This window comes from Pseudomonas mandelii, from assembly GCF_006438925.1.
In the GTDB taxonomy this organism is placed as follows: domain Bacteria; phylum Pseudomonadota; class Gammaproteobacteria; order Pseudomonadales; family Pseudomonadaceae; genus Aquipseudomonas; species Aquipseudomonas mandelii_C.
Window position 1 is genome coordinate 176711 of the sequence record NZ_RCZA01000011.1, and the last position, 20039, is coordinate 196749.

Consider the following 20039-nt stretch of genomic DNA (forward strand, 5'->3'; position numbering starts at 1 on the left):
CAGCACCTGCCAGACGGCATTTGGTCGAGCGGACCAGATGACTTCTGCACCGCGTATTCGACAAAAGTTTTAGAGCGGCAAATTGACACGCCGCCTACAAGGCTTTTACCCTAGCCAACAGCGATTGTAAATTGGTATTACCAATTACCCAAGAACGCTGACCAGTGCCTGACCAACAACAATTAGGGGCCACCCCATATGCAAACCTGGCAACAGCTCTATTCTCCGCTCGGCAGTCTCGGCGTGTCCGCACTCGCGGCCGTTATCCCCATCGTGTTTTTCTTCCTGGCATTGGCCGTGTTCCGACTCAAAGGACACGTGGCCGGCAGCATCACGCTGGCCTTGTCGATTGCCGTGGCGATCTTCGCCTTCCAGATGCCCGTCGACATGGCCTTCGCCGCCGCCGGCTATGGTTTCGCCTACGGTCTGTGGCCGATTGCCTGGATCATCGTGGCGGCGGTATTCCTCTACAAACTGACGGTCAAGAGCGGTCAGTTCGAAGTGATCCGCAGCTCGGTGCTGTCGATCACCGACGACCAGCGCCTGCAAGTGCTGCTGATCGGCTTCTGCTTCGGCGCCTTCCTGGAAGGTGCCGCCGGTTTCGGTGCGCCGGTCGCGATTACCGCCGCACTGTTGGTAGGACTGGGCTTCAACCCGTTGTACGCCGCGGGCCTGTGCCTGATCGCCAACACCGCACCGGTCGCTTTCGGTGCCTTGGGGATTCCGATCATTGTCGCCGGGCAAGTTACCGGTATCGACGCGTTCAAGATCGGCGCCATGACGGGCCGCCAACTGCCGCTGCTGTCGCTGTTCGTGCCGTTCTGGCTGGTGTTCATGATGGATGGCCTGCGCGGCGTTCGCGAAACCTGGCCGGCAGCACTGGTGGCCGGCTTGAGCTTTGCCATCACCCAATATTTCACATCGAACTTCATCGGCCCGGAACTGCCGGACATCACCTCGGCCCTGGTCAGCCTGATTTCCCTGACACTGTTCCTGAAAGTCTGGCAACCGAAACGCGCCGCAGGTCAACACATCGTCGGTGCCGTCTCGGCTTCCGTGGTGAGCGCCAGCGCTGGCGGTTTCGGCCTGCCGCGCAGCACCGTGGCTTCGCCCTACAGCCTCGGTGAAATTCTCAAAGCCTGGTCACCCTTCCTGATCCTCACCGTGCTGGTGACCATCTGGACCTTGAAACCCTTCAAGGCGATGTTTGCCGCTGGCGGGTCGATGTACAGCTGGGTGTTCAACTTCGCGATCCCGCACCTGGACCAAATGGTGATCAAGGTCGCACCGATCGTGGCCGCTCCGACCGCTATCCCGGCGGTGTTCAAACTCGACCCGATTTCCGCGACCGGCACGGCGATTTTCTTCTCCGCGCTGATCTCGATGCTGGTACTGAAGATCAATGTAAAAACTGGTCTTACCACTTTGAAAGAGACCTTCTACGAGCTGCGCTGGCCGATTCTGTCCATCGGTATGGTGCTCGCCTTTGCCTTCGTCACCAACTACTCGGGCATGTCTTCGACCATGGCTCTGGTACTGGCCGGCACCGGCGCAGCCTTCCCGTTCTTCTCGCCGTTCCTCGGCTGGTTGGGTGTGTTCCTGACCGGTTCCGATACCTCGTCCAACGCACTGTTCAGTTCGCTGCAAGCGACCACTGCGCACCAGATCGGCGTCAACGATGTGTTGCTGGTTGCGGCGAACACCAGCGGTGGCGTGACCGGCAAGATGATCTCGCCACAATCGATCGCCGTGGCCTGCGCCGCGACCGGCCTGGTAGGCAAGGAATCGGATCTGTTCCGCTTCACCCTCAAGCACAGCCTATTCTTCGCAACGATCGTCGGCCTGATTACCTACATCCAGGCCTATTGGCTCACTGGCATGTTGGTGCACTAGGGACTACAGAAAACACCGAAAAAACCGACGCCGGACCACGATTCCGGCGTCAGCTATTCACAACCCGGTCTGTAAGGCTGCTGAAAGCTTGCCTCTCTATATTCAGCAGCCTCAACAGACGGATAACCGGGACCACCCGGAGACACGCCTGATGAGCGAGCTTTTTTACAACGCAGTGCCGAATGCGACCCGCGTCGCCCCGCCACTGCCCGAGCCTCGGCAATACCCCAGCGAGAAACCGTCACGGGTCTACCTGTTCGGAACCTGCGTGGTGGATTTGTTCTACCCTGAAGCCGGGATGGACGCGATTCACTTGCTGGAACGCGAAGGCATTTATGTCGAGTATCCGCAGGGGCAAAGCTGCTGCGGGCAACCGGCCTACACCTCGGGTTACACCGAGCAGGCGAGGACCGTGGCACGCTCGCAACTGGCGCTGTTTGCCGGGGACTTTCCGGTGGTGGTGCCATCGGGATCGTGTGCCGGGATGTTGCGCGAACACTACGCCGACTTGTTCAAGGACGAGCCGGACACGCTGAAACAGGTTCAGGCGCTGGCTGCCCGGACTTATGAACTGGCCGAGTTTCTGTTGTTTGTCTGCCAGGTGCAGCTCAAGGACAGTGGCGAGCCAGTCAAAGTAGCGTTGCACACGTCGTGCTCGGCACGCCGTGAGATGAACACCCACTTGCATGGCCGCGAGTTGTTGGCGCAGCTGAGCAATGTGGAGCGAGTCGACCACAACCATGAAAGTGAATGCTGTGGCTTCGGTGGGACTTTCAGCGTCCGTATGCCAGACATTTCCGGCGCGATGGTGGCTGACAAGACCCGCTCGTTGAAGGAATCCGGCGCGCACAAGGTACTCAGTGCCGACTGCGGTTGCCTGATGAACATCAACGGCTCGCTGGAGAAACAGCAGGAAGCGTTGCGCGGCCAACACCTGGCCAGTTTCCTCTGGCAGCGAACCGGAGGTGTTCAATGAACGCTTCCGCAATTATTCCTACGGTTGCCGTGGAAGAAGATTTTCGCACCCGGGCTCACAAGGCGTTGGGTGACAAGCAACTGCGAAATAACTTTCGCACGGCGATGGATTCGTTGATGACAAAACGGGCAGCGTCCTTCAGCGATGCCCACGAAAGAGAACATTTGCGAGTGCTGGGCAATGCTGTCCGCGCCCGTGCTTTATCCAAGTTGCCCGACCTGCTCGAGCAGCTTGAACAGAACCTGACCCGCAACGGTGTGACAGTGCACTGGGCGGAAACGGTAGACGAGGCCAATGGCATCGTCCTCTCGATCATCCGCGCTCACGAGGGGCGGCAAGTGATCAAGGGCAAATCGATGGTCAGCGAAGAGATGGAAATGAATCACTTCCTCGCTGAACAGGGCATTGAATGCCTGGAATCGGACATGGGCGAGTACATCGTCCAGCTCGACCACGAGAAGCCTTCACACATTATTATGCCGGCGATCCACAAGAATGCCGGTCAGGTCGCGTCCTTGTTCCACGACAAACTTGGCGTGGAATACACCAAGGACGTTGACCAACTCATTCAGATCGGTCGCAAAGTCTTGCGGCAGAAATTCTTCGAATCGGACATCGGCGTCTCCGGCGTCAACTTCGCCGTGGCCGAAACCGGCACCTTGCTGCTGGTGGAAAACGAAGGCAACGGGCGCATGACCACCACCGTGCCGCCGGTGCACATCGCCGTCACCGGCATCGAAAAAGTCGTGGAAAACCTGCGCGATGTGGTGCCGCTGCTGTCACTGCTGACCCGCTCAGCCCTCGGCCAGCCGATCACCACCTACGTCAACATGATCTCCGGCCCGCGCAAGGAACATGAACTCGACGGCCCTCAGGAAGTGCACCTGGTATTGCTCGACAACGGTCGCAGCCAGGCCTTCGCCGACAGCGAATTGCGCCAGACCCTGAACTGCATCCGCTGCGGCGCCTGTATGAATCATTGCCCGGTCTACACTCGAATCGGCGGCCACGCCTATGGGGAGGTTTACCCTGGGCCTATCGGAAAAATCATCACCCCGCACATGGTCGGCCTGGCGAAAGTCCCGGACCACCCGAGTGCCTCGTCGCTGTGTGGCGCCTGCGGTGAAGTCTGTCCGGTAAAAATTCCGATTCCGGCACTGTTGCGTCGCCTACGGGAAGAGAACGTCAAAGCCCCGGACAGCCCTCATCAAGTGATGCGTGGCCAGGGCAGCAAGTACTCGCGCAAAGAACGGTTTATCTGGAATGCCTGGGCGAAGCTCAACAGTTCACCCACGCTTTATCGACTGTTCGGCTTCTTCGCCACTCGGTTGCGCATGCTGGCGCCGAGCAACATCGGCCCCTGGACGCAAAACCACAGCGCACCGAAACCCGCTGCCCGCTCACTGCATGACATGGCCCGCGAGCATTTGGCCAAACAGGGAGATCGCTGATGAGCGCCAAGCAAAATATCCTCGCCAAGTTGCGGAACAGTCTGACGGGGACCACACCGGTGCCTGACGAGTTCGACGTCGAACTGGTGACAGCGCCCTACACCTACACCGCCGAGCAACGCATCCCGCAGCTGCGCAAACTGATGGAAGCGGTGCACACCGAAATCCACCTGACGTCCGCCGAAGGTTGGCCTTCGTTGCTTGCTCAATTGTTGCGGGACCGTCAGTTGCCGAGTTTGTTGATTGCACCGACGACGCCTCACGGTCAACGTATCACTCAGCACTGGGCGAAAAATCCTGATCTGCCAACGCTCAAATCCTACGACCGTCCGGTTGAAGAATGGAAGACAGAATTGTTCAACGACACGCCGGCCAGCCTGACCGGCACCCTCGGCGCAATCGCCGCCACAGGTAGCCTGATTCTCTGGCCGACGCGGGAAGAACCGCGCCTGATGAGCCTGGTGCCGCCAGTGCATTTCGCCCTGCTCAAGGCCAGTGGAATCCGCGACAACTTCTATCAAGTGCAGCAGGAATTCGAGTGGGCCCAAGGCATGCCGACCAACGCCCTGCTGGTGTCCGGCCCGTCGAAAACCGCCGACATCGAGCAGGTCCTGGCCTACGGCGCTCACGGTCCGAAAGATCTCGTGGTCATGATCCTGGAGGACCAATGAATCTACCCGCGGCTTTCCTGCGAGATGCGCAGCAACTGATTCCCCAGGAGCGACGTTTCGACGATCCGCTGTCAACGTTGGCCTTCGGCACCGACGCCAGTTTCTACCGGCTGATTCCGAAACTGGTGATTCGTGTCGAGTCGGAAGATGAAGTAGTCGCGCTGCTGAAACTGGCGCAACGGGATCTAGTCCCGGTGACCTTCCGCGCCGCCGGCACCAGCCTGTCCGGCCAGGCCATCAGTGACTCGGTGTTGATCGTCCTGGGGGATAACTGGAACGGTCGCGAGATCCGGGGCCAAGGCATGCAAATCCGTCTGCAACCGGGTGTGATCGGCGCACAGGCCAACGCATGGCTGGCACCGTTCGGGCGCAAGATCGGCCCGGACCCGGCGTCGATCAATGCCTGCAAAATCGGCGGCATCGTCGCCAACAATGCCAGTGGCATGTGTTGCGGCACGGCGCAAAACACCTATCACACCTTGGCTGGCATTCGTCTGGTGCTGGCCGACGGCAGCCGTCTCGATACCGAAGATGCGGCGAGTGTTGCGGCGTTTCGTGAGAGCCACGCTACGCTGCTTGAACGCCTGGCAACGTTGGGCCGCGAAACCCGCGCCAATGCCGAGTTGGCGGCGAGAATTCGCCACAAATATCGTCTGAAAAATACCACCGGGCTGTCACTCAACGCCCTGGTGGATTTCGACGAGCCTGTGGATATCTTGAGCCACTTGCTGGTGGGCTCCGAAGGCACCCTCGGTTTCATCAGCGCGGTGACTTACGACACGGTGATCGACCACCCGAACAAGGCTTCGGCGCTGATCGTATTTCCGGACGTGGAGACCTGCTGCAACGCCGTCACCGTGCTGAAAAGCCAACCGGTGTCGGCCGTCGAACTGCTGGACCGACGCAGTCTGCGTTCGGTGCAGGACAAACCCGGCATGCCCGCTTTCGTACAACAGCTGTCGAACAATGCCTGCGCCTTGCTGATCGAATCCCGCGCCGCATCGTCCACACTGCTGCAGGAACAACTGGCGCACATCATGGCGTCGTTGACTTCTTTCCCGGTGGAAAAACAGGTCGACTTCACCGAAGACCCGGTGGAAAACGCCCGGCTCTGGGCGATCCGCAAGGACACCTTCCCCGCCGTCGGCGCCGTGCGCAAAACCGGCACCACGGTGATCATCGAGGACGTGACCTTCCCGGTTGAACAACTGGCCATCGGCGTAAACCGCTTGATCGAGCTGTTCGACAAACATCACTACGACGAAGCGATCCTTTTCGGACACGCGCTGGAAGGCAATCTGCACTTCGTCTTCACCCAAGGCTTCAACTACCCGGAAGAAGTCGCACGCTATCAGGCGTTCATGGACGACGTGGCGCAACTGGTTGCGGTGGAATTCGGCGGTTCGCTGAAAGCCGAACACGGCACCGGGCGCAACATGGCGCCCTTTGTCGAACTGGAATGGGGCAGCGATGCCTACCAGTTGATGTGGCAGCTTAAACGCCTGCTCGACCCCAACGGCATTCTCAACCCGGACGTGGTGCTCAGCGAGGATCCGCAGATCCACCTCAAGCACCTGAAGCCGTTGCCGGCCGCCGATGAGATTGTGGATAAGTGCATCGAGTGCGGTTTCTGTGAACCGGTCTGCCCGTCGAAAGGCCTGACCCTGAGCCCGCGCCAGCGCATCGTGATCTGGCGTGACATTCAGGCAAAGAAACGCGCCGGCGTGGACACCACCGAACTCGAAGCCGCTTACGAATACCAAGGCATCGACACCTGCGCCGCCACCGGCCTCTGCGCGCAACGTTGCCCCGTAGGAATCAACACCGGCGAGCTGGTGAAAAAGCTCCGCAGCCGGAAGGCAACTCATACGAAAACCGCCAATTGGCTGGAAGGTAATTTCGCCACTGCGCTGCAAGGCGCGCGTTTCACCCTGCATGTGGCCAATGGCGCGCGGATGCTGTTTGGGGCGCCACGACTGGCAAAGCTTTCGGCAACGTTGACGCGCCTATCCAAAGGTCAGGTCCCACAGTGGACCAACGCCATGCCGCAACCGGAAAAAGCCATTCGCTTCAGCCCGACAGTGTCGGACGAACGCCCTCGAGTGGTGTACCTCGCGGCCTGCGTGTCGCGGGCAATGGGCCCGGCGGCGGGTGATAAAGAGCAAATGTCGCTGTACGACAAAACCCGTGGGCTGCTGGAAAAGGCCGGTTACCAAGTGGTCTTTCCGGACAATTTGGACAACCTCTGCTGCGGGCAACCGTTCGCCTCCAAGGGCTACGCCGAACAGGCCGAACACAAACGCCAGGAACTGATCGGCGCCTTGCTGCACGCCAGTCGCGGCGGGCTCGACCCGATCTACTGCGACACCAGCCCCTGCACCTTGCGCCTCGCCCAGGACTTGGGTGATGTGCGCCTGGACCTGTACGACCCGGTGCGTTTCATTCGTACGCATCTGATGGATCGTCTGGATTTCACACCGCAGGAAGCGCCGATTGCGGTGCATGTCACTTGCAGCACGCAGCACCTTGGCGAAAGTCAGGCGCTGATTGATCTGGTGCGCAAGTGCAGTAAAAACGTGGTGATTCCCGAAGGTATTCACTGCTGCGGATTTGCGGGGGACAAGGGCTTCACCACCCCCGAACTGAACGCTCACTCACTGCGCAGCCTGAAAGACGCCGTGCAGTTCTGCGGAGAAGGCATTTCCACCAGCCGCACCTGCGAAATCGGCCTGAGCCAACATGGCGGAATCGACTATCACGGTCTGGTTTACTTGGTGGATCGTGTGACTCAAGTGCGCCCGGCTTGAGGGTACTTTGGTGAAAACGGGGCGATTTCGCCCCTTTTTCATGCACTGCTGTTGCGCCAATCTTCTCGCCATTCCTTCAAAAAACAACCGAACTCCAGCATGCGCTATAGTCATTTAGCTAGGCCCTGTGAACGGGCTTATAACCACCTCGGCCAGCAGCCTACTCCACCGGCAGCACCGAGCCCTCATGCGCAAGGAGATACCCATGAAGCACTCTGCAATTGCTGGATTGTTCATCACCGTCGCACTGTTGGCCTCGCCGGTGTTTGCGGCAGATAAAGACCTTTGCAAAGAAAACATAAACCTAATTCAGCAGGCACTGGATTCTAATCCCGCCGTATCAGAAAACGCCGAGGACAACATACAAGTCGGCCTGGACAAAGCAAAAACAGCCCAGGCCAAAGGGGACGACAAGGGGTGCATTGGAATAACTAGCGGTTTGCTGGAGAAAATTCAACTACGCAACCCAACCAACAAGTAATCCCGTGTGACCAGGCCAACCTTCCGGTTGGCCTTATCCACCGCGGTGGCGTACACAGCGCAGGCTTGTTGCTCACTTTGAATCACAGAGCGACAGGCTCGGGGCCGTTTAGGATTCGACGCCGGTTTAAGCAGCTAAAACTTACACAACTCGCCCCAAAACAAAACCCGCGGAAGGCGCGAATCCCATAGGAGCGAGCGGTGCAGCGATCCGATTTGCCCTTGAAGAGGCCCACCAGCGAAAAGAGGCAATTGCCCCCCTTTTTAGTGCCACTGCTCCTATCGACTATCAAACAGTTTTTTCATAGCCTTTCTGAAAAAACCGAATTTCTGCGCGGCGTCGTAGTCTTTTATGTAGGCCCCCATCAATCGTGGCTTATTTTCCGACCTCGGCCGAGCCGCCCGCTCATACGGCAGCACCGAGACCATCAGCACAAGGAGATATCCATGAAACGTACCGCACTCGCTGGTTTGTTCATGTCTGCTGCAATGTTGGCCTCTCCCGTATTTGCAGCGGACAACGACCTTTGTACGAGCAAACTGCAGGAGCTCGAAGCCAAAGTGAATGCGCTACCAGCGACCTCCACCAACGCACCGGAGATCAAAAGACTGCTAGCCAGCGCCAAAACTTCAAAAGCCGCCGGGGACGACAAGAAATGCGCCACCGAGGCCATCCAGGCATTGGCGCTGACAAACTGAGCAACGAACCCAACCCATAATCACTCGCGGCCAACCTTCCGGTTGGCCTTCTGACGTGTGTTGGCGTACACTGCGCAGGCTTGTTGCTCACTTTGATTCACAGAGCAACAGGCTCGGGGCCGTTTAGGATTCGACGCCGGTTGCGAAACTTTAGGTGCATGCCGAGTTGGTAACAGAACTCGTAAATCCACTGTTGCAACTTTCTATAGTTGCCAATGACGAAACCTACGGGGAATACGCTCTCGCTGCGTAAGCAGCCTTAGCCCTTCCCTCCTGGTACCTTCGGGTCCAGCAATCATCAGGGGATGTCTGTAAACCCAAAGTGATTGTCATATAGAACAGAATCGCCGTGCAGTACGTTGTGGACGAAGCGGCTAAAACTTACACAACTCGCCCAAAGCACCCTGCCCGTCGGGTCGCTGAGGGTTAACTTAATAGACACGGCTACGCATGTAGTACCGACAGCGGAGTACTGGCGGACGGGGGTTCAAATCCCCCCGGCTCCACCAAATACGAAGCAAAACAAAACCCGCCAAGTGCGGGTTTTGTTGCATCTGGGGTTTGGTCATTTCTGTAGGCAGCATCACCACCCCCGGCAAAAGCAGGCCTGCCCGCGATAAGGCTCGCAAGACCACCACAAAAACCCCCGCAGCCAAGCCATCATCGTCGTCGTCGCGACCTCCCACGGAGACGCCCATGCGCCAAGCCCTCCTCATCATCGACGTCCGGCCCGGTTTCGCCCCACATCAATGGCTCATCGAAGGTATCCAGACACTCATCGATACCCTGCCCGGCGTCGCCACCGTCGAGCGCCACGACGAATCCAAAACACCCTTCCAGAAACAACTCGGCTGGCACCCCGCATCAGACGATGACAGCCTGATCCTGGTCGATCGCATTTTCATCAAGCACGGGTGAGTTGTAATCAACGTATTAGTCGGCGATTCAACGCAACTGGACCTATGCTGCGGGCTTGCCTGCAACCGCTTGAGCAACCACTCACTCAGGAAGATCAACATGAACATATGGATCGCAGCCGTCCTGGCCGCCATGGTTTCTGTGCCTGTACACGCCGCCTCCGAGATCGCTCATCGTGTCGAGCAGGTCACCTTCAAAAATGGCTCCGACACCGTCAGGTTCGCCCAATCCATCAAAGGCCCGCTCACTGCTCAGTACCGTCTAAACGCCAAGGCCGGCCAAATGATGACCGTGGACTTCAAGTCTTCCAACGCCTCTGCCTACTTCAACATCACCGCGAAAGGTGCGGACTATGCGTTGTTTAACGGATCGATCATGGGCAATCACTTTCTGGGACCATTGCCCGCCGATGGCGAATATACGGTTCAGGTATACCTGATGCGCAACGCCGCTCGGCGCAATGAAGTGGCCAACTACAGCCTTTCATTAAGCCAGAGCTCGGGTGATGCGACGGATAGCAACCAGCCGTTCGACCAGACACTTGAATTGCAGGGCATTGGCTTTCACGTGACAAGCGTGTCGATCGATGGAAATCGTGCTCTACGCATTGCCCCCCAAGGTCTGGAAATAGATAACTCAGAGATCGTACGCCCCCTCACCGGCACCATCGTCAGAGCAGATGTCGCCGACCTTGATCGCAATGGCTCTCCAGAGATTTACGTCTTCATCAGGTCACCGGTACGCGGGATGCCGGGCAAGCTCATTGCTTACGCTGCCAACCGCAAAAAGTCGCTGAGCGAGATTTATCTACCGCCTGTCAGCGAGAACCCGAAAACAGCCGTGGGCTACCAGGGCGAGGATGAGTTTGCCGTGGTGGAAAATGCGTTGGTGCAACGGTTCCCGGTTTATGACAGCACAGATGCCGATGCGGGCAGGACGGGGAAAATTCGGCAGGTTCAGTACACGTTGATGCCTGGTGAGGCGGGGTGGGTTTTGAGGGCTTCGGGGACGACTGAGTATTGAAGGATGCTCGTTGCTGAGTTGCTCCCGTTCGCCCCCACCATCAAAGCCCAAACACTTCGGATGAAGACCCGGAGCCCTTCTACACTCATCTCTCACACGTTCGAAAACACTCATCAAACGAGCCCACATGACCACACTCAAAGACCGCTTGAAGCAAGGCAAGGATGCACGCAAGAACTGCTCCCGCAGTTCGCAGGCGGCCATGGGGAAATTAAATCGCGACCCGCTGCCGCTGATCAAAACGTCCAGTGAAGGCCGCATCAAGTCGCTGGTCGAGTTGCGCTATGGCCGCATGCTGGTCTCGCCGTTTACCTTCTATCGCGGCAACGCGCTGCTGCAAGCCCACGACTTGGCCGCAACATCCAGCATGGGCCTGATATCGCCCATCTGTGGCGACAGTCATCTGATGAACTTCGGCGGCTTTGCAACGCCGGAACGCAATCTGCTGTTCAGCGTCAACGATTTTGACGAAGCCCATCCCGGCCCTTGGGAGTGGGACTTGAAACGGCTGGTGGCGAGCTTCGTGGTGGCGGCACGCGACCTGCGCCATGGCGACACGGTCGAAGAAACTGTCTGCCGCCAGGTGGTCGGCGCCTACCAGCAGACCATGCTCGAATGCGCCGAACAAAGCGCCATGGAAACCTGGTACGAGTCCATCAGTTACCGCGATCTGCGGCAGCAGGCGAGCAAAGCGACACTGGAGCATGTAGAGCGCGCCATCGAAAAAGCTGAACGTCGCACCCATGCTGAACTGCTACCGAAAATCAGTGAACGTGACGCACATGGCCGACTGATCATTCGGGATGACCTGCCGGAAATTTTCCATTTACACGAAAACACCACGCTGCTGGATGCCGACGACGACTGGCTGCGCCTGTCGGACTGGCGTGCGCTTTACGACGCCTTCATGCGCGACTATCCCGGCACACTGCAAGCCGACCGTCGTGAGCTGTTGGCGCGTTTTCACGTTCAGGACATGGCGTTCAAAGTGGTCGGAGTGGGCAGCGTCGGGACTCGATGCCTGGTGGCCCTGCTGACCGATGATCAGGAGTTCCCGCTGTTCCTGCAGTTCAAGGAGGCACGTCGTTCGGTGCTTGCCGATTATGTGAAGACTAAATCGCGGGTGCGGCATAACGGTCAGCGCGTGGTCGATGGCCAACGGTTGATGCAATCGGCCAGTGACCTGTTCCTCGGCTGGACCACCGGCCCCAGCGGTCGACACTTCTATGTGCGCCAGTTGCGCGACATGAAAGTCTCGGCAGAACTCGAGACGTTCGATGCGGACACCTTCGCCGCCTACGGACGCATTTGTGGTCGCGCGTTGGCCCGCGCCCATGCCAAATCGTCGGGAAACGCAGCACACATCAGCGGCTACATCGGCAAGAGCGATGCACTGGCCGACGCGTTGTTCAAGTATGCGCAAAGCTACGCCGAGCAGAATGAGCGCGACTTTGAGCGATTCCAGCAGGCTTGCCGCAAGGGTCGTTTGCGGGCACGCTCGGAAGTGGACTTTGCGGCGGATCATTTGCCGTAGGCGTGTCTCAGGGTCTGAAGCGGCGGGCACTCATCGACATGAATTTTTCTTCACCCCACGACCTTCCACCAACGGGTACATTGCGCTCGCTCATTCAAGAAACTACGGTTTGCCCGCCCTCCCGCGGGCTTTTTTTTGCCTGCTGTTTTGTTTTCAGTGGGCTCAAAACAGTATCTATGGGCACTTTAAACGATCAAAAAGCCGATCCGATTTCGCCAAAAAAGCCAATGTTTCCTTGTTTGTGCACCAACCGGAGGGACTTTATAGAGCCATACTCTAGAAAGAGTCAGGTTTTCGGGCCCTGCCGCAATCCCCTGACGCAAACCACTCCCGGCACCTCCATAGGGTGTACCATCAAGCACTGTCCATCGGATATCAGTTAGCCATGTCCACGCTAAGCGAAGAGAGCCGCCAGATCGTAGCTTCTCTGGTGCACCGCGTTGGCCCCAACGCTGACATTGCAACAGTCGCGCAAGCGATCGCATCAATATTGCAGGATATGGACGCAGCCCTCACGCCCATCATCGGCCAGCAAGGGGTTGTTGCGCTTTATCGCCGCAGCCTTCATCTGTGCGCCTCCAGCCATCCGCGTCTGGCCGGCACCTATGACAGTGTGCAGGCCTCCCTGGATCTGACTGCCCTCAAGTCCGTACTCGTTGAGCAAAGCGAAACCGATGCGCTGTTTTTCGGTGACGTGTTGCTGACCACGTTTTACGAGCTGCTGACCACGCTGATCGGGCCCTCGCTCACCGCACGTTTGCTTCGTGGCGTGTGGGAACCTTCTTTGAGCGACACCCCTTCGCAGGAAAATTCGCCATGAGCACCAAAGTGACTATCAACCGCCTGGCCACCGGCGTGCCAGGACTGGACGAGGTGCTGGGCGGAGGATTGCCGGAGTTTTCGTTCAACCTGATCGCAGGCCCGCCTGGCTGTGGCAAAACCACCCTGGCGCATCAGATGATGTTCGCCCTGGCGACGCCCGAGCGCCCCGCGCTGTTTTTTACGGTGCTCGGCGAGCCGCCGCTGAAGATGCTGCGTTACCAGCAGCAATTCGACTTTTTCGACAGCGAAGCGATCAACCAGTCGATTCGCTACGTCAACCTGGCGGACGACACCCTGGCCGGGAATCTGGACGAAGTGCTGCGGCGTATCGTCAGCGAGGTGGAGGCTCACTCCCCGTCACTGGTGTTCGTCGACTCGTTCCGTTCGGTGGTGCTGGCCAGCCAGACCCAGGACAACCCGAACAACAACCTGCCGCAGTTCGTTCAGCAACTGGGCATGTTGATGACCACCTGGCAGGCGACGACCTTCCTGATCGGCGAATACTTCACCGAAACCGACACCAACCCGATTTTCACCGTGGCCGATGGCCTGATCTGGCTGCGTCAGAGCGTTCAGCGCAATTCCATGGTGCGCAAGATGGAAATCATGAAGATGCGCGGCCAGCCAACGCTGCCAGGGCTGCACACCTTCCGTATCGCGACATCGGGGATCAAGGTCTTTGCGCCTGCGCCACTCAACCGCGTTGAAGCACCGCTGGAGTTCCCCATCAAGCGCCTGAAAATGGGCGTGCCACAGCTCGACGACATGCTGGGCGGTGGCCTGCCCCGTGGTTATTCCTTGCTGGTGGCCGGGCCGTCGGGCTCGGGCAAAAGCATTCTGGCGTCCACCTTCCTGGCCGAGGGCGCGCGCAATGGCGAAACCGGTGTGATCGCGGTGTTTGAACAACGGCCTAATCACTCCCAGAACGCCACCCTTGCGGACCTGATCCAGAGCGGACAGGTCAGTCTGGTGGACAGCCGCGCCCCGGACCTGTCCATCGACGAAATCGTGCAGTTGCTGCTCAGCGACATCAGCCGGTTGAAAGCCACCCGCGTGGTGATCGATTCGTTGTCGGGCTTCGAACTGGCGCTGGCGCCGACCTTCCGCGAAGACTTCCGCGAGTCGCTGTCGCGCATGGTCACTGCGTTGACGAGCGCCGGGGTCAGCGTGTTGATGACCTCCGAGCTGGAAGACCGCTACACCGACCTGCGTTTCAGCCCTTACGGTACGGCGTTTCTCACCGACGCCATCATCGTTCAGCGCTACATTGAAGTGCAAAGCCGCTTGCTCCGCATCATGGCCGTGGTCAAGGTACGAGCCAGCACCCATTCCGATGAATTGCGCCAGTACCACATCGACAATAACGGTTTGCACATCGGCGAGATGTTGCCAGACCAGGAAGGCTTACTCGGTGGCCGGCCAACCCGGCAGCGTTTGGGCAAAGACGACGGATGAGCAAAAACCATGAGTGAGGCCAATGGCAAGAACGAGCAAGCGATGGCCACCGCCGCTCGCGAACTGTTCCTGCTCGGCCAGAAAACTGTTGAGGCACGGGCGGTGCTGGCGGCGCTGCGAAAAGAGCTGAGCGACGCCAACACCCGGCTGGTCGACAGCCAGCAGGTCGAGCAATTGATCGAGGCCAATCAGCAATTGGTGCTGGCGATTTTGCTGGCGCAGTCCGATGCAGAAAAACCCCAGCGCACGCAGGAAGAACAACGACTGTTCCTGGAGATGCGTGAAGCCAACGCGCAATTGGTGATCGCGGCCCTCAGCGCGCAAGACCTTCAAGCCTCGGCCGAACACACCCTGGAACAACAACGCAACATCCTCACCCTGGTGGCTCACGAACTGCGCAATCCGCTGACACCCATCAGCATGATCGCCGGCCGCCTGGTGCGCGTGCCCAGTGAAGAGCTGCCGCGCATGCAGGCACTGATCGAAGGCCAGGTGCAGCACATGTCGCGGCTGGTAGACGATTTGCTCGATGTCTCCCGCGCCAGCACCGGCAAGTTGCGCCTCGATTGCCGCATCGTGGACATGGTGCAGATCATCCATCAGGCCATCGACGTGTGCAGCCCGGTGATGACGGCTCACCATTTGCACTTCACCGCTGAACTGCCCAAGTGCGCGTTGGCGATGAACGGCGACCCGGTGCGCCTCACGCAGATTCTCGGCAACCTGCTGGGCAATGCGGCCAAATACACGCCACCGGGTGGCAATGTCACGCTTTCGGTCACAGCCAAGGACGACGTGCTGGAGATAAGCATTTGCGATGACGGCATCGGTATTTCCGCTCAGGCGCTGCCGTTTATCTTCGACCCGTTTGTGCAGGATGTTCACGCGGTCGGCTTCAATGGCGCGGGCCTGGGCATTGGCTTGACAGTCGTTCGCGAGCTGGTCGAAGCCCATGGCGGCACGGTCATCGGCATGAGCGACGGTGATGGCAAGGGCAGCACCTTTATCGTGACGTTACCGCTGGCGGTTTGAGTTTTTCCGCAGGCCACGTAATGCTTGCGCGACGATCCCCCGTGAACCGGAGCGCCCTATGCCGCTGCTATCCCTGCCCTGCAAACGCTTGACGCTGGCAGTGCTCGACCCTGAACAGGCGGCGCTGGAAAGCGACTTCTACCGGCGCAACCTGAGGCATCTCGCCCGGTGGTCGCCGATTCGCCCCGTCGATTACCACAGCCCTGAACGCATCCGCCCGCGCCTTGAGGTGCAAGCCAGCGCTTTCCAGGCCGGTCTGGCGGTGCATTTCGCGTTGCTGGATCCGGACAACGGTCAGATGATCGGCGCCTGCAACTTCAGCGGCATCACTCGCGGGGCGTTTCAGGCCTGCTATCTCGGTTACCACATCGACGAATCTCATCAGGGCCAGGGCTTGATGCTGGAAGCACTGGAGGCGGGAATCGGCTATATGTTCGATGAGCAGAAGCTGCACCGGATCATGGCCAATTACATCCCTGGCAATGAACGCAGTGCGCGGCTGCTGGAGCGCCTGGGATTTGAACGTGAGGGCTACGCCAAGGCCTACCTGAGTATCGCCGGGCGCTGGCAGGATCATGTGTTGACGGCGTTGATCAACCCGGCGCCGAGTACCGAGTACCGCTAAGCGCTCATCGTGTTATTGCACGACCACCTTTTGCGCAACTTCGGGCAACAGGCAGCCTTTGGCCATCCACTGACAATCCCGGTCCCAACGATAACCGGTTTCCAGGTTACCTCGATCGTCATAGTAGGTCAGCCGCAATTGGCTGGGATTCAAATCAAGTTTGGCAAAACCGGCATGTGCGCTGGCAAACGAGGTGTCCTGCGCTGCGGCGCCAACGGCGTAGAGTTTCTGCCCCCCGGCCCCGGAAACCACCCAGGCTGGCTCGGCCGCGCGCAGCAGCAGTTGCTGATTGTGGTCGTGCCCGGCGAGGAACACGTCGACTTTGTTGCGTTCCAGTGCGGGCAACAACAGGTTGACCAGTTCACCGTCCTCACCATGCTGTCCATGATTGCGGACCGGGTGATGGGCCGCCGCAATACGCCATACCGGTGCCGGTCCCGGTTGCTGGAAGGCCTGGTCAAGCATGTCGATCTGACGCTGAAAGGATTCCCGTGGCGCCGAGGTGTCGAGGAACACCATTCGCACCAACGGGCGCCCATCGACGCTGCCGAAATCCTTGACGTAGAAGTTGCTCGACATCTGCCAGCGACCCGAGCCCTTGCGCTGCCGGCCATATTCGAGTTCGACCTTTTGCGACTTGGGGTAATCGTGATTGCCCAGTACGGCGTAAAACGGCACATGACTCAGCCACTGGCCCCAATAGACGCGCTCGAATTTCATTTGCCAGCCAAGGTCGTGGGTACTGGTCAGCGGTTTGCCATAGAAGTTGTCGCCCAACAGCACGACCATGTCCAGCCGCCCGTCTCTGGCCGCGACTCGCTCCATGGCCTGACCCACTCGCCACTGTTGCAGATCGCCGCTGCCTTGGTCGCCCAAGGCAATCATCGACACGGCGGAAGGGTCCAGACCACTCAACGGAACAAACGGCGCCGGCGGCGTAAATATCCAGTAACCGACTATCGCTGCGCCAATCAGCAAGAAGATCGCGACGATGCTTAGCCTGCGAACAGCTTTTCCGGGAACAAAACGTTTTGCAGCGGGTGATGGAATGTGGGGTCGTTTCAATCAAGGGCTCACTTGGCATGGCCAGCCAGGCATTAAGGGAAAGCAAGGGTCGACATTTGCTATTAATAGATCACACCAGTTGTTCACACTTTGTTAAGAATTCGCCCCGTATACTTTTTTTAGCCCGCTTTTTTTCGGCCCCCTTTCGTCGATGGCCAGAACCTTATGTCGCGTCCTGCCCCGTTGCTTTTCCTGCTTGGTTGCTTGCTGTTTTTCTTCGCCTTTGGCAACCATCAATTGCAAGGTTCTACCGAGGCCCGGGTCGCCGGGATCGCCATGGAAATGTACCTGGATGACGACTGGGTGACGCCACGCCTGTTCGGTGAATCCTTCCTGGAGAAACCGCCCCTGAGCCTCTGGCTCGACTCCGGGGCGATCCGTGTGTTCGGTGGCACGCCGTGGACGGTGCGGCTGGCATCGGCGTTTGCCGGGTTGTTCACCGTGATGGTGTTGTACGCCATGCTGCGCCGGTTCGGCCGGCCGAAGACGATTGCCTGGACCGCCGGGATCCTGCTGGCAACCATGGCCAGTTATTGGAGCAACGTGCGCGGTGTCGGTGAGGACGCCTTGCTCGCCCTCGGCGTGACCATGGCGCTGCTGGCGTTTTTCCAGGGACAACGGCACGCCACGGTTGGCAACGCATTGCTGTTTGCCGCGGGGATTGCCATCGCCACTTTAAGCAAAGGTGTATTGGGACTGGCGATGCCCGGGGTGGTGATCCTCGCGTTCCTGCTTGCCGAGAGCCTGATAGACAAACGCCTGAAAGTGGCCGACTGGCTACGACCAGGGCTGCTGACACTGCTAGGGCTGATCCCGCTGCTGATCTGGCTCGCTGCGCTGTACCAACGCGACGGTGCCCATGCCGTAAGCGAAGTACTGCTGACCAACAGCGTCGGCCGATTCAGCGGCTCTTTCGTCGAAGCCGGGCATTACGAACCGTTCTACTACTACCTGGCCAAGCTGCCGGAAGCGTTCCTGCCCTGGAACATTCTGGTGTATCTGGGGTTGTGGCACTTTCGCAAAAGCCTGATAGCCAACCGTTATTTGCTGTTTTTTACCCTGTGGATACTGGCGCAGTTCGTCGTGCTGACGCTGGCCTCGAGCAAGCGCACCGTGTACTTGATGTCGATGACGCCCGCCGCCGCCGTGATTGCGGCGGAGTATGCCCACGTCCTGCTCCAAAGACTGAAGGCCCGTGAAGGCGCCTCGAGCCTGATCGGCCGTATTGCCCGGCACCGACAAGGTGTGGCCGCCGGTTTGCTCACGGTGGTGATCGCCAGTTACCTGGCCGCCGCGCAATGGGCAATGCCCAGGGCCGACGTCGAGCTGTCCTTCCTGCCACTGACCGAACACATTCAGACGCTACAGGCCAAAGGGCAGCAAGTCGCGCTGTTCCAGGCCAATGAACGGCTAGGCGGTGCCACCGTGTTCTACACCCAACGGGTGATCAAGGGACTGGACACCGAGGCGCAGCTGCATGAGTTTTTAAAGGCGTCCCCGAGCAATGTGGCGGTGATGCCGGGTGAGAGCGAACCGGCCGCTCCGTTGAAGGTGCTGAAGATCATGATGGTGGGGCGTCAGGCGTATTACTTCGTCGGAGAGTGAACCCTCTGCCGGCGGTTCAGTCACACCGAAGGCCATCTCCCAGCCACCGCTCCACGGGACAGACAATAAAAAACCCGCCCCCCTCTTCAGGGTTGGCGGGTTTTGTCGTTCAAGTCTTTTGAATCAGCTAGCCGTCTGCGTCTGAGCAACGCTTTCAGGCCGCTCATGCGCTTGCAGCACCGGCTGCTCCAGCCGCGCCCGCCCATAGAACGCCAGGGCTGTCAGCAAACACGCCAGCCATACGAAAATCCCGGCCCACAAGGTGTGGGACATGTAGTGCCAGCCTTGCAGAACCCGCGTCGTGCCGTAGACAAAACCGAGCAGCAGCGAGCCGTACATGACCGCTTTGGAATAGCGCCAGCGGTAGCGGCGCGCCACGAAGTACAGCGCCAGCATGGTGAAACCGCCCGAGGCGTGCCCGCCCGGCCAGCAGCGACCCTTGCCGGCGACTTTCAGCAGATCGAAATTCTGATACCACTCCTTATGCTCGATTTTCCCCGCGTATTGGGTCGTTTCGACCGGGCAATACACGCTGGTGTGGCCCTTGAGGTAGTGGATCACACCGGTGCTGATGGAGAACGCGAGCACCACGTAGAGGAAGTCCCGGCGGTGCTTGCTGGCGAACCGAAGCACCGGCGCGACCTTGATTTTTTCCAGGAACGCGATGATTTTCGAGTGCTTTTCTGCCTTCAGGCGTGGCCAGAGAAACGACAGCAAGGCGCCGATGATCGCTATCTCACCGGTCCAGTTCGGAATGATGCGCGCCCATTTATGGGTGATCTTTTCGAACAGATAAATATGATCCAGGGGAAACGTCTTGGTGATCGGGTCATAAAAAAGATCATTGAACGCGATGTCGATTTTGGTCAGGTCGAACAGCAGGAAAACCACGGCCGCACAGGCCAGCGGAATGCCGAAGTTCGCCCAGTAAAAGCGGTAGCGGGAAGCAGTGAGCATGGTGTGTCCTGATCCAGAGAGATGAT

16 protein-coding genes, 1 other RNA gene and 1 pseudogene are annotated in these 20039 nt (G+C 58.9%); 16 read left to right on the top strand and 2 right to left on the bottom strand.

The annotated features are described in order from the left end of the window. Positions 1–198: 198 nt before the first annotated feature. The 15 genes and pseudogenes from EAH74_RS24455 to rimJ all read left to right on the top strand — a co-directional run bounded on the left by EAH74_RS24455 (position 199) and on the right by rimJ (position 16386). Positions 199–1893, top strand: a complete 1695-nt coding sequence (locus EAH74_RS24455; RefSeq protein ID WP_140681666.1) for a lactate permease LctP family transporter — start codon at positions 199–201, stop codon at positions 1891–1893. A gap of 151 nt (positions 1894–2044) precedes the next feature. Continuing rightward, positions 2045–2869, top strand: a complete 825-nt coding sequence (locus EAH74_RS24460) for a (Fe-S)-binding protein (protein WP_140681668.1) — start codon at positions 2045–2047, stop codon at positions 2867–2869. After that, positions 2866–4320, top strand: a complete 1455-nt coding sequence (locus EAH74_RS24465; RefSeq protein ID WP_140681670.1) for a LutB/LldF family L-lactate oxidation iron-sulfur protein — start codon at positions 2866–2868, stop codon at positions 4318–4320. Before EAH74_RS24460 ends, EAH74_RS24465 begins: the two co-directional genes overlap by 4 nt. Next, positions 4320–4991 carry a LutC/YkgG family protein gene (locus EAH74_RS24470; protein ID WP_140681672.1) on the top strand — a complete coding sequence of 224 codons (672 nt, stop codon included), beginning with the start codon at positions 4320–4322 and terminating at the stop codon, positions 4989–4991. The genes EAH74_RS24465 and EAH74_RS24470 overlap by 1 nt, the downstream gene beginning before the upstream one ends. Beyond that, complete coding sequence (locus tag EAH74_RS24475) at positions 4988–7798, top strand: FAD-binding and (Fe-S)-binding domain-containing protein (RefSeq protein WP_140681674.1); 2811 nt, start codon at positions 4988–4990, stop codon at positions 7796–7798. Before EAH74_RS24470 ends, EAH74_RS24475 begins: the two co-directional genes overlap by 4 nt. A gap of 205 nt (positions 7799–8003) precedes the next feature. Further along, positions 8004–8279: a hypothetical protein gene (locus EAH74_RS24480; protein ID WP_140681676.1), complete on the top strand. Its 276-nt coding sequence runs from the start codon at positions 8004–8006 to the stop codon at positions 8277–8279. A gap of 446 nt (positions 8280–8725) precedes the next feature. Then, a complete protein-coding gene (locus EAH74_RS24485) occupies positions 8726–8977 on the top strand; it encodes a hypothetical protein (RefSeq protein WP_111450480.1) in 252 nt (83 codons plus the stop codon). Between the two features lie 115 nt (positions 8978–9092). Beyond that, positions 9093–9486: a transfer-messenger RNA gene (ssrA, locus tag EAH74_RS24490) on the top strand. 187 nt (positions 9487–9673) lie between these two features. Further along, positions 9674–9892, top strand: a pseudogene (locus EAH74_RS24495) (hydrolase); the annotation flags it as partial. Between the two features lie 102 nt (positions 9893–9994). Beyond that, a complete protein-coding gene (locus EAH74_RS24500) occupies positions 9995–10918 on the top strand; it encodes a hypothetical protein (protein ID WP_140681678.1) in 924 nt (307 codons plus the stop codon). Positions 10919–11045: 127 nt separating this feature from the next. Further along, complete coding sequence (locus EAH74_RS24505; protein WP_140681680.1) at positions 11046–12452, top strand: DUF2252 domain-containing protein; 1407 nt, start codon at positions 11046–11048, stop codon at positions 12450–12452. A 346-nt stretch (positions 12453–12798) separates the two neighbouring features. Further along, positions 12799–13272, top strand: coding sequence for a hypothetical protein (locus EAH74_RS24510; protein ID WP_240050555.1), 474 nt, complete (start codon positions 12799–12801; stop codon positions 13270–13272). Next, positions 13269–14729, top strand: coding sequence for an ATPase domain-containing protein (locus EAH74_RS24515; RefSeq protein WP_140681682.1), 1461 nt, complete (start codon positions 13269–13271; stop codon positions 14727–14729). The genes EAH74_RS24510 and EAH74_RS24515 overlap by 4 nt, the downstream gene beginning before the upstream one ends. 9 nt (positions 14730–14738) lie before the next feature. Then, the gene (locus tag EAH74_RS24520; RefSeq protein ID WP_140681684.1) at positions 14739–15761 is read left to right on the top strand and encodes a sensor histidine kinase; all 1023 of its coding nucleotides are present in this window, start codon (positions 14739–14741) and stop codon (positions 15759–15761) included. Positions 15762–15819: 58 nt separating this feature from the next. Next, entirely contained in the window at positions 15820–16386 is a 567-nt protein-coding gene (rimJ, locus tag EAH74_RS24525) for a ribosomal protein S5-alanine N-acetyltransferase (RefSeq protein ID WP_140681686.1), read from the top strand. A 12-nt stretch (positions 16387–16398) separates the two neighbouring features. On the opposite strand, the gene EAH74_RS24530 is transcribed toward rimJ, so the two are convergent. Beyond that, positions 16399–17451 (bottom strand): metallophosphoesterase, encoded by a 1053-nt coding sequence (locus EAH74_RS24530; RefSeq protein ID WP_240050556.1) that lies wholly within the window; start codon positions 17449–17451, stop codon positions 16399–16401. Positions 17452–17616: 165 nt separating this feature from the next. On the opposite strand from EAH74_RS24530, the gene EAH74_RS24535 reads away from it, so the two are divergent. Next, complete coding sequence (locus tag EAH74_RS24535) at positions 17617–19056, top strand: ArnT family glycosyltransferase (protein WP_140681688.1); 1440 nt, start codon at positions 17617–17619, stop codon at positions 19054–19056. A 123-nt stretch (positions 19057–19179) separates the two neighbouring features. Here EAH74_RS24535 and EAH74_RS24540 read toward each other — a convergent pair whose 3' ends face one another. Then, positions 19180–20013, bottom strand: a complete 834-nt coding sequence (locus EAH74_RS24540) for a phosphatase PAP2 family protein (RefSeq protein ID WP_140681690.1) — start codon at positions 20011–20013, stop codon at positions 19180–19182. Positions 20014–20039: the final 26 nt, after the last annotated feature.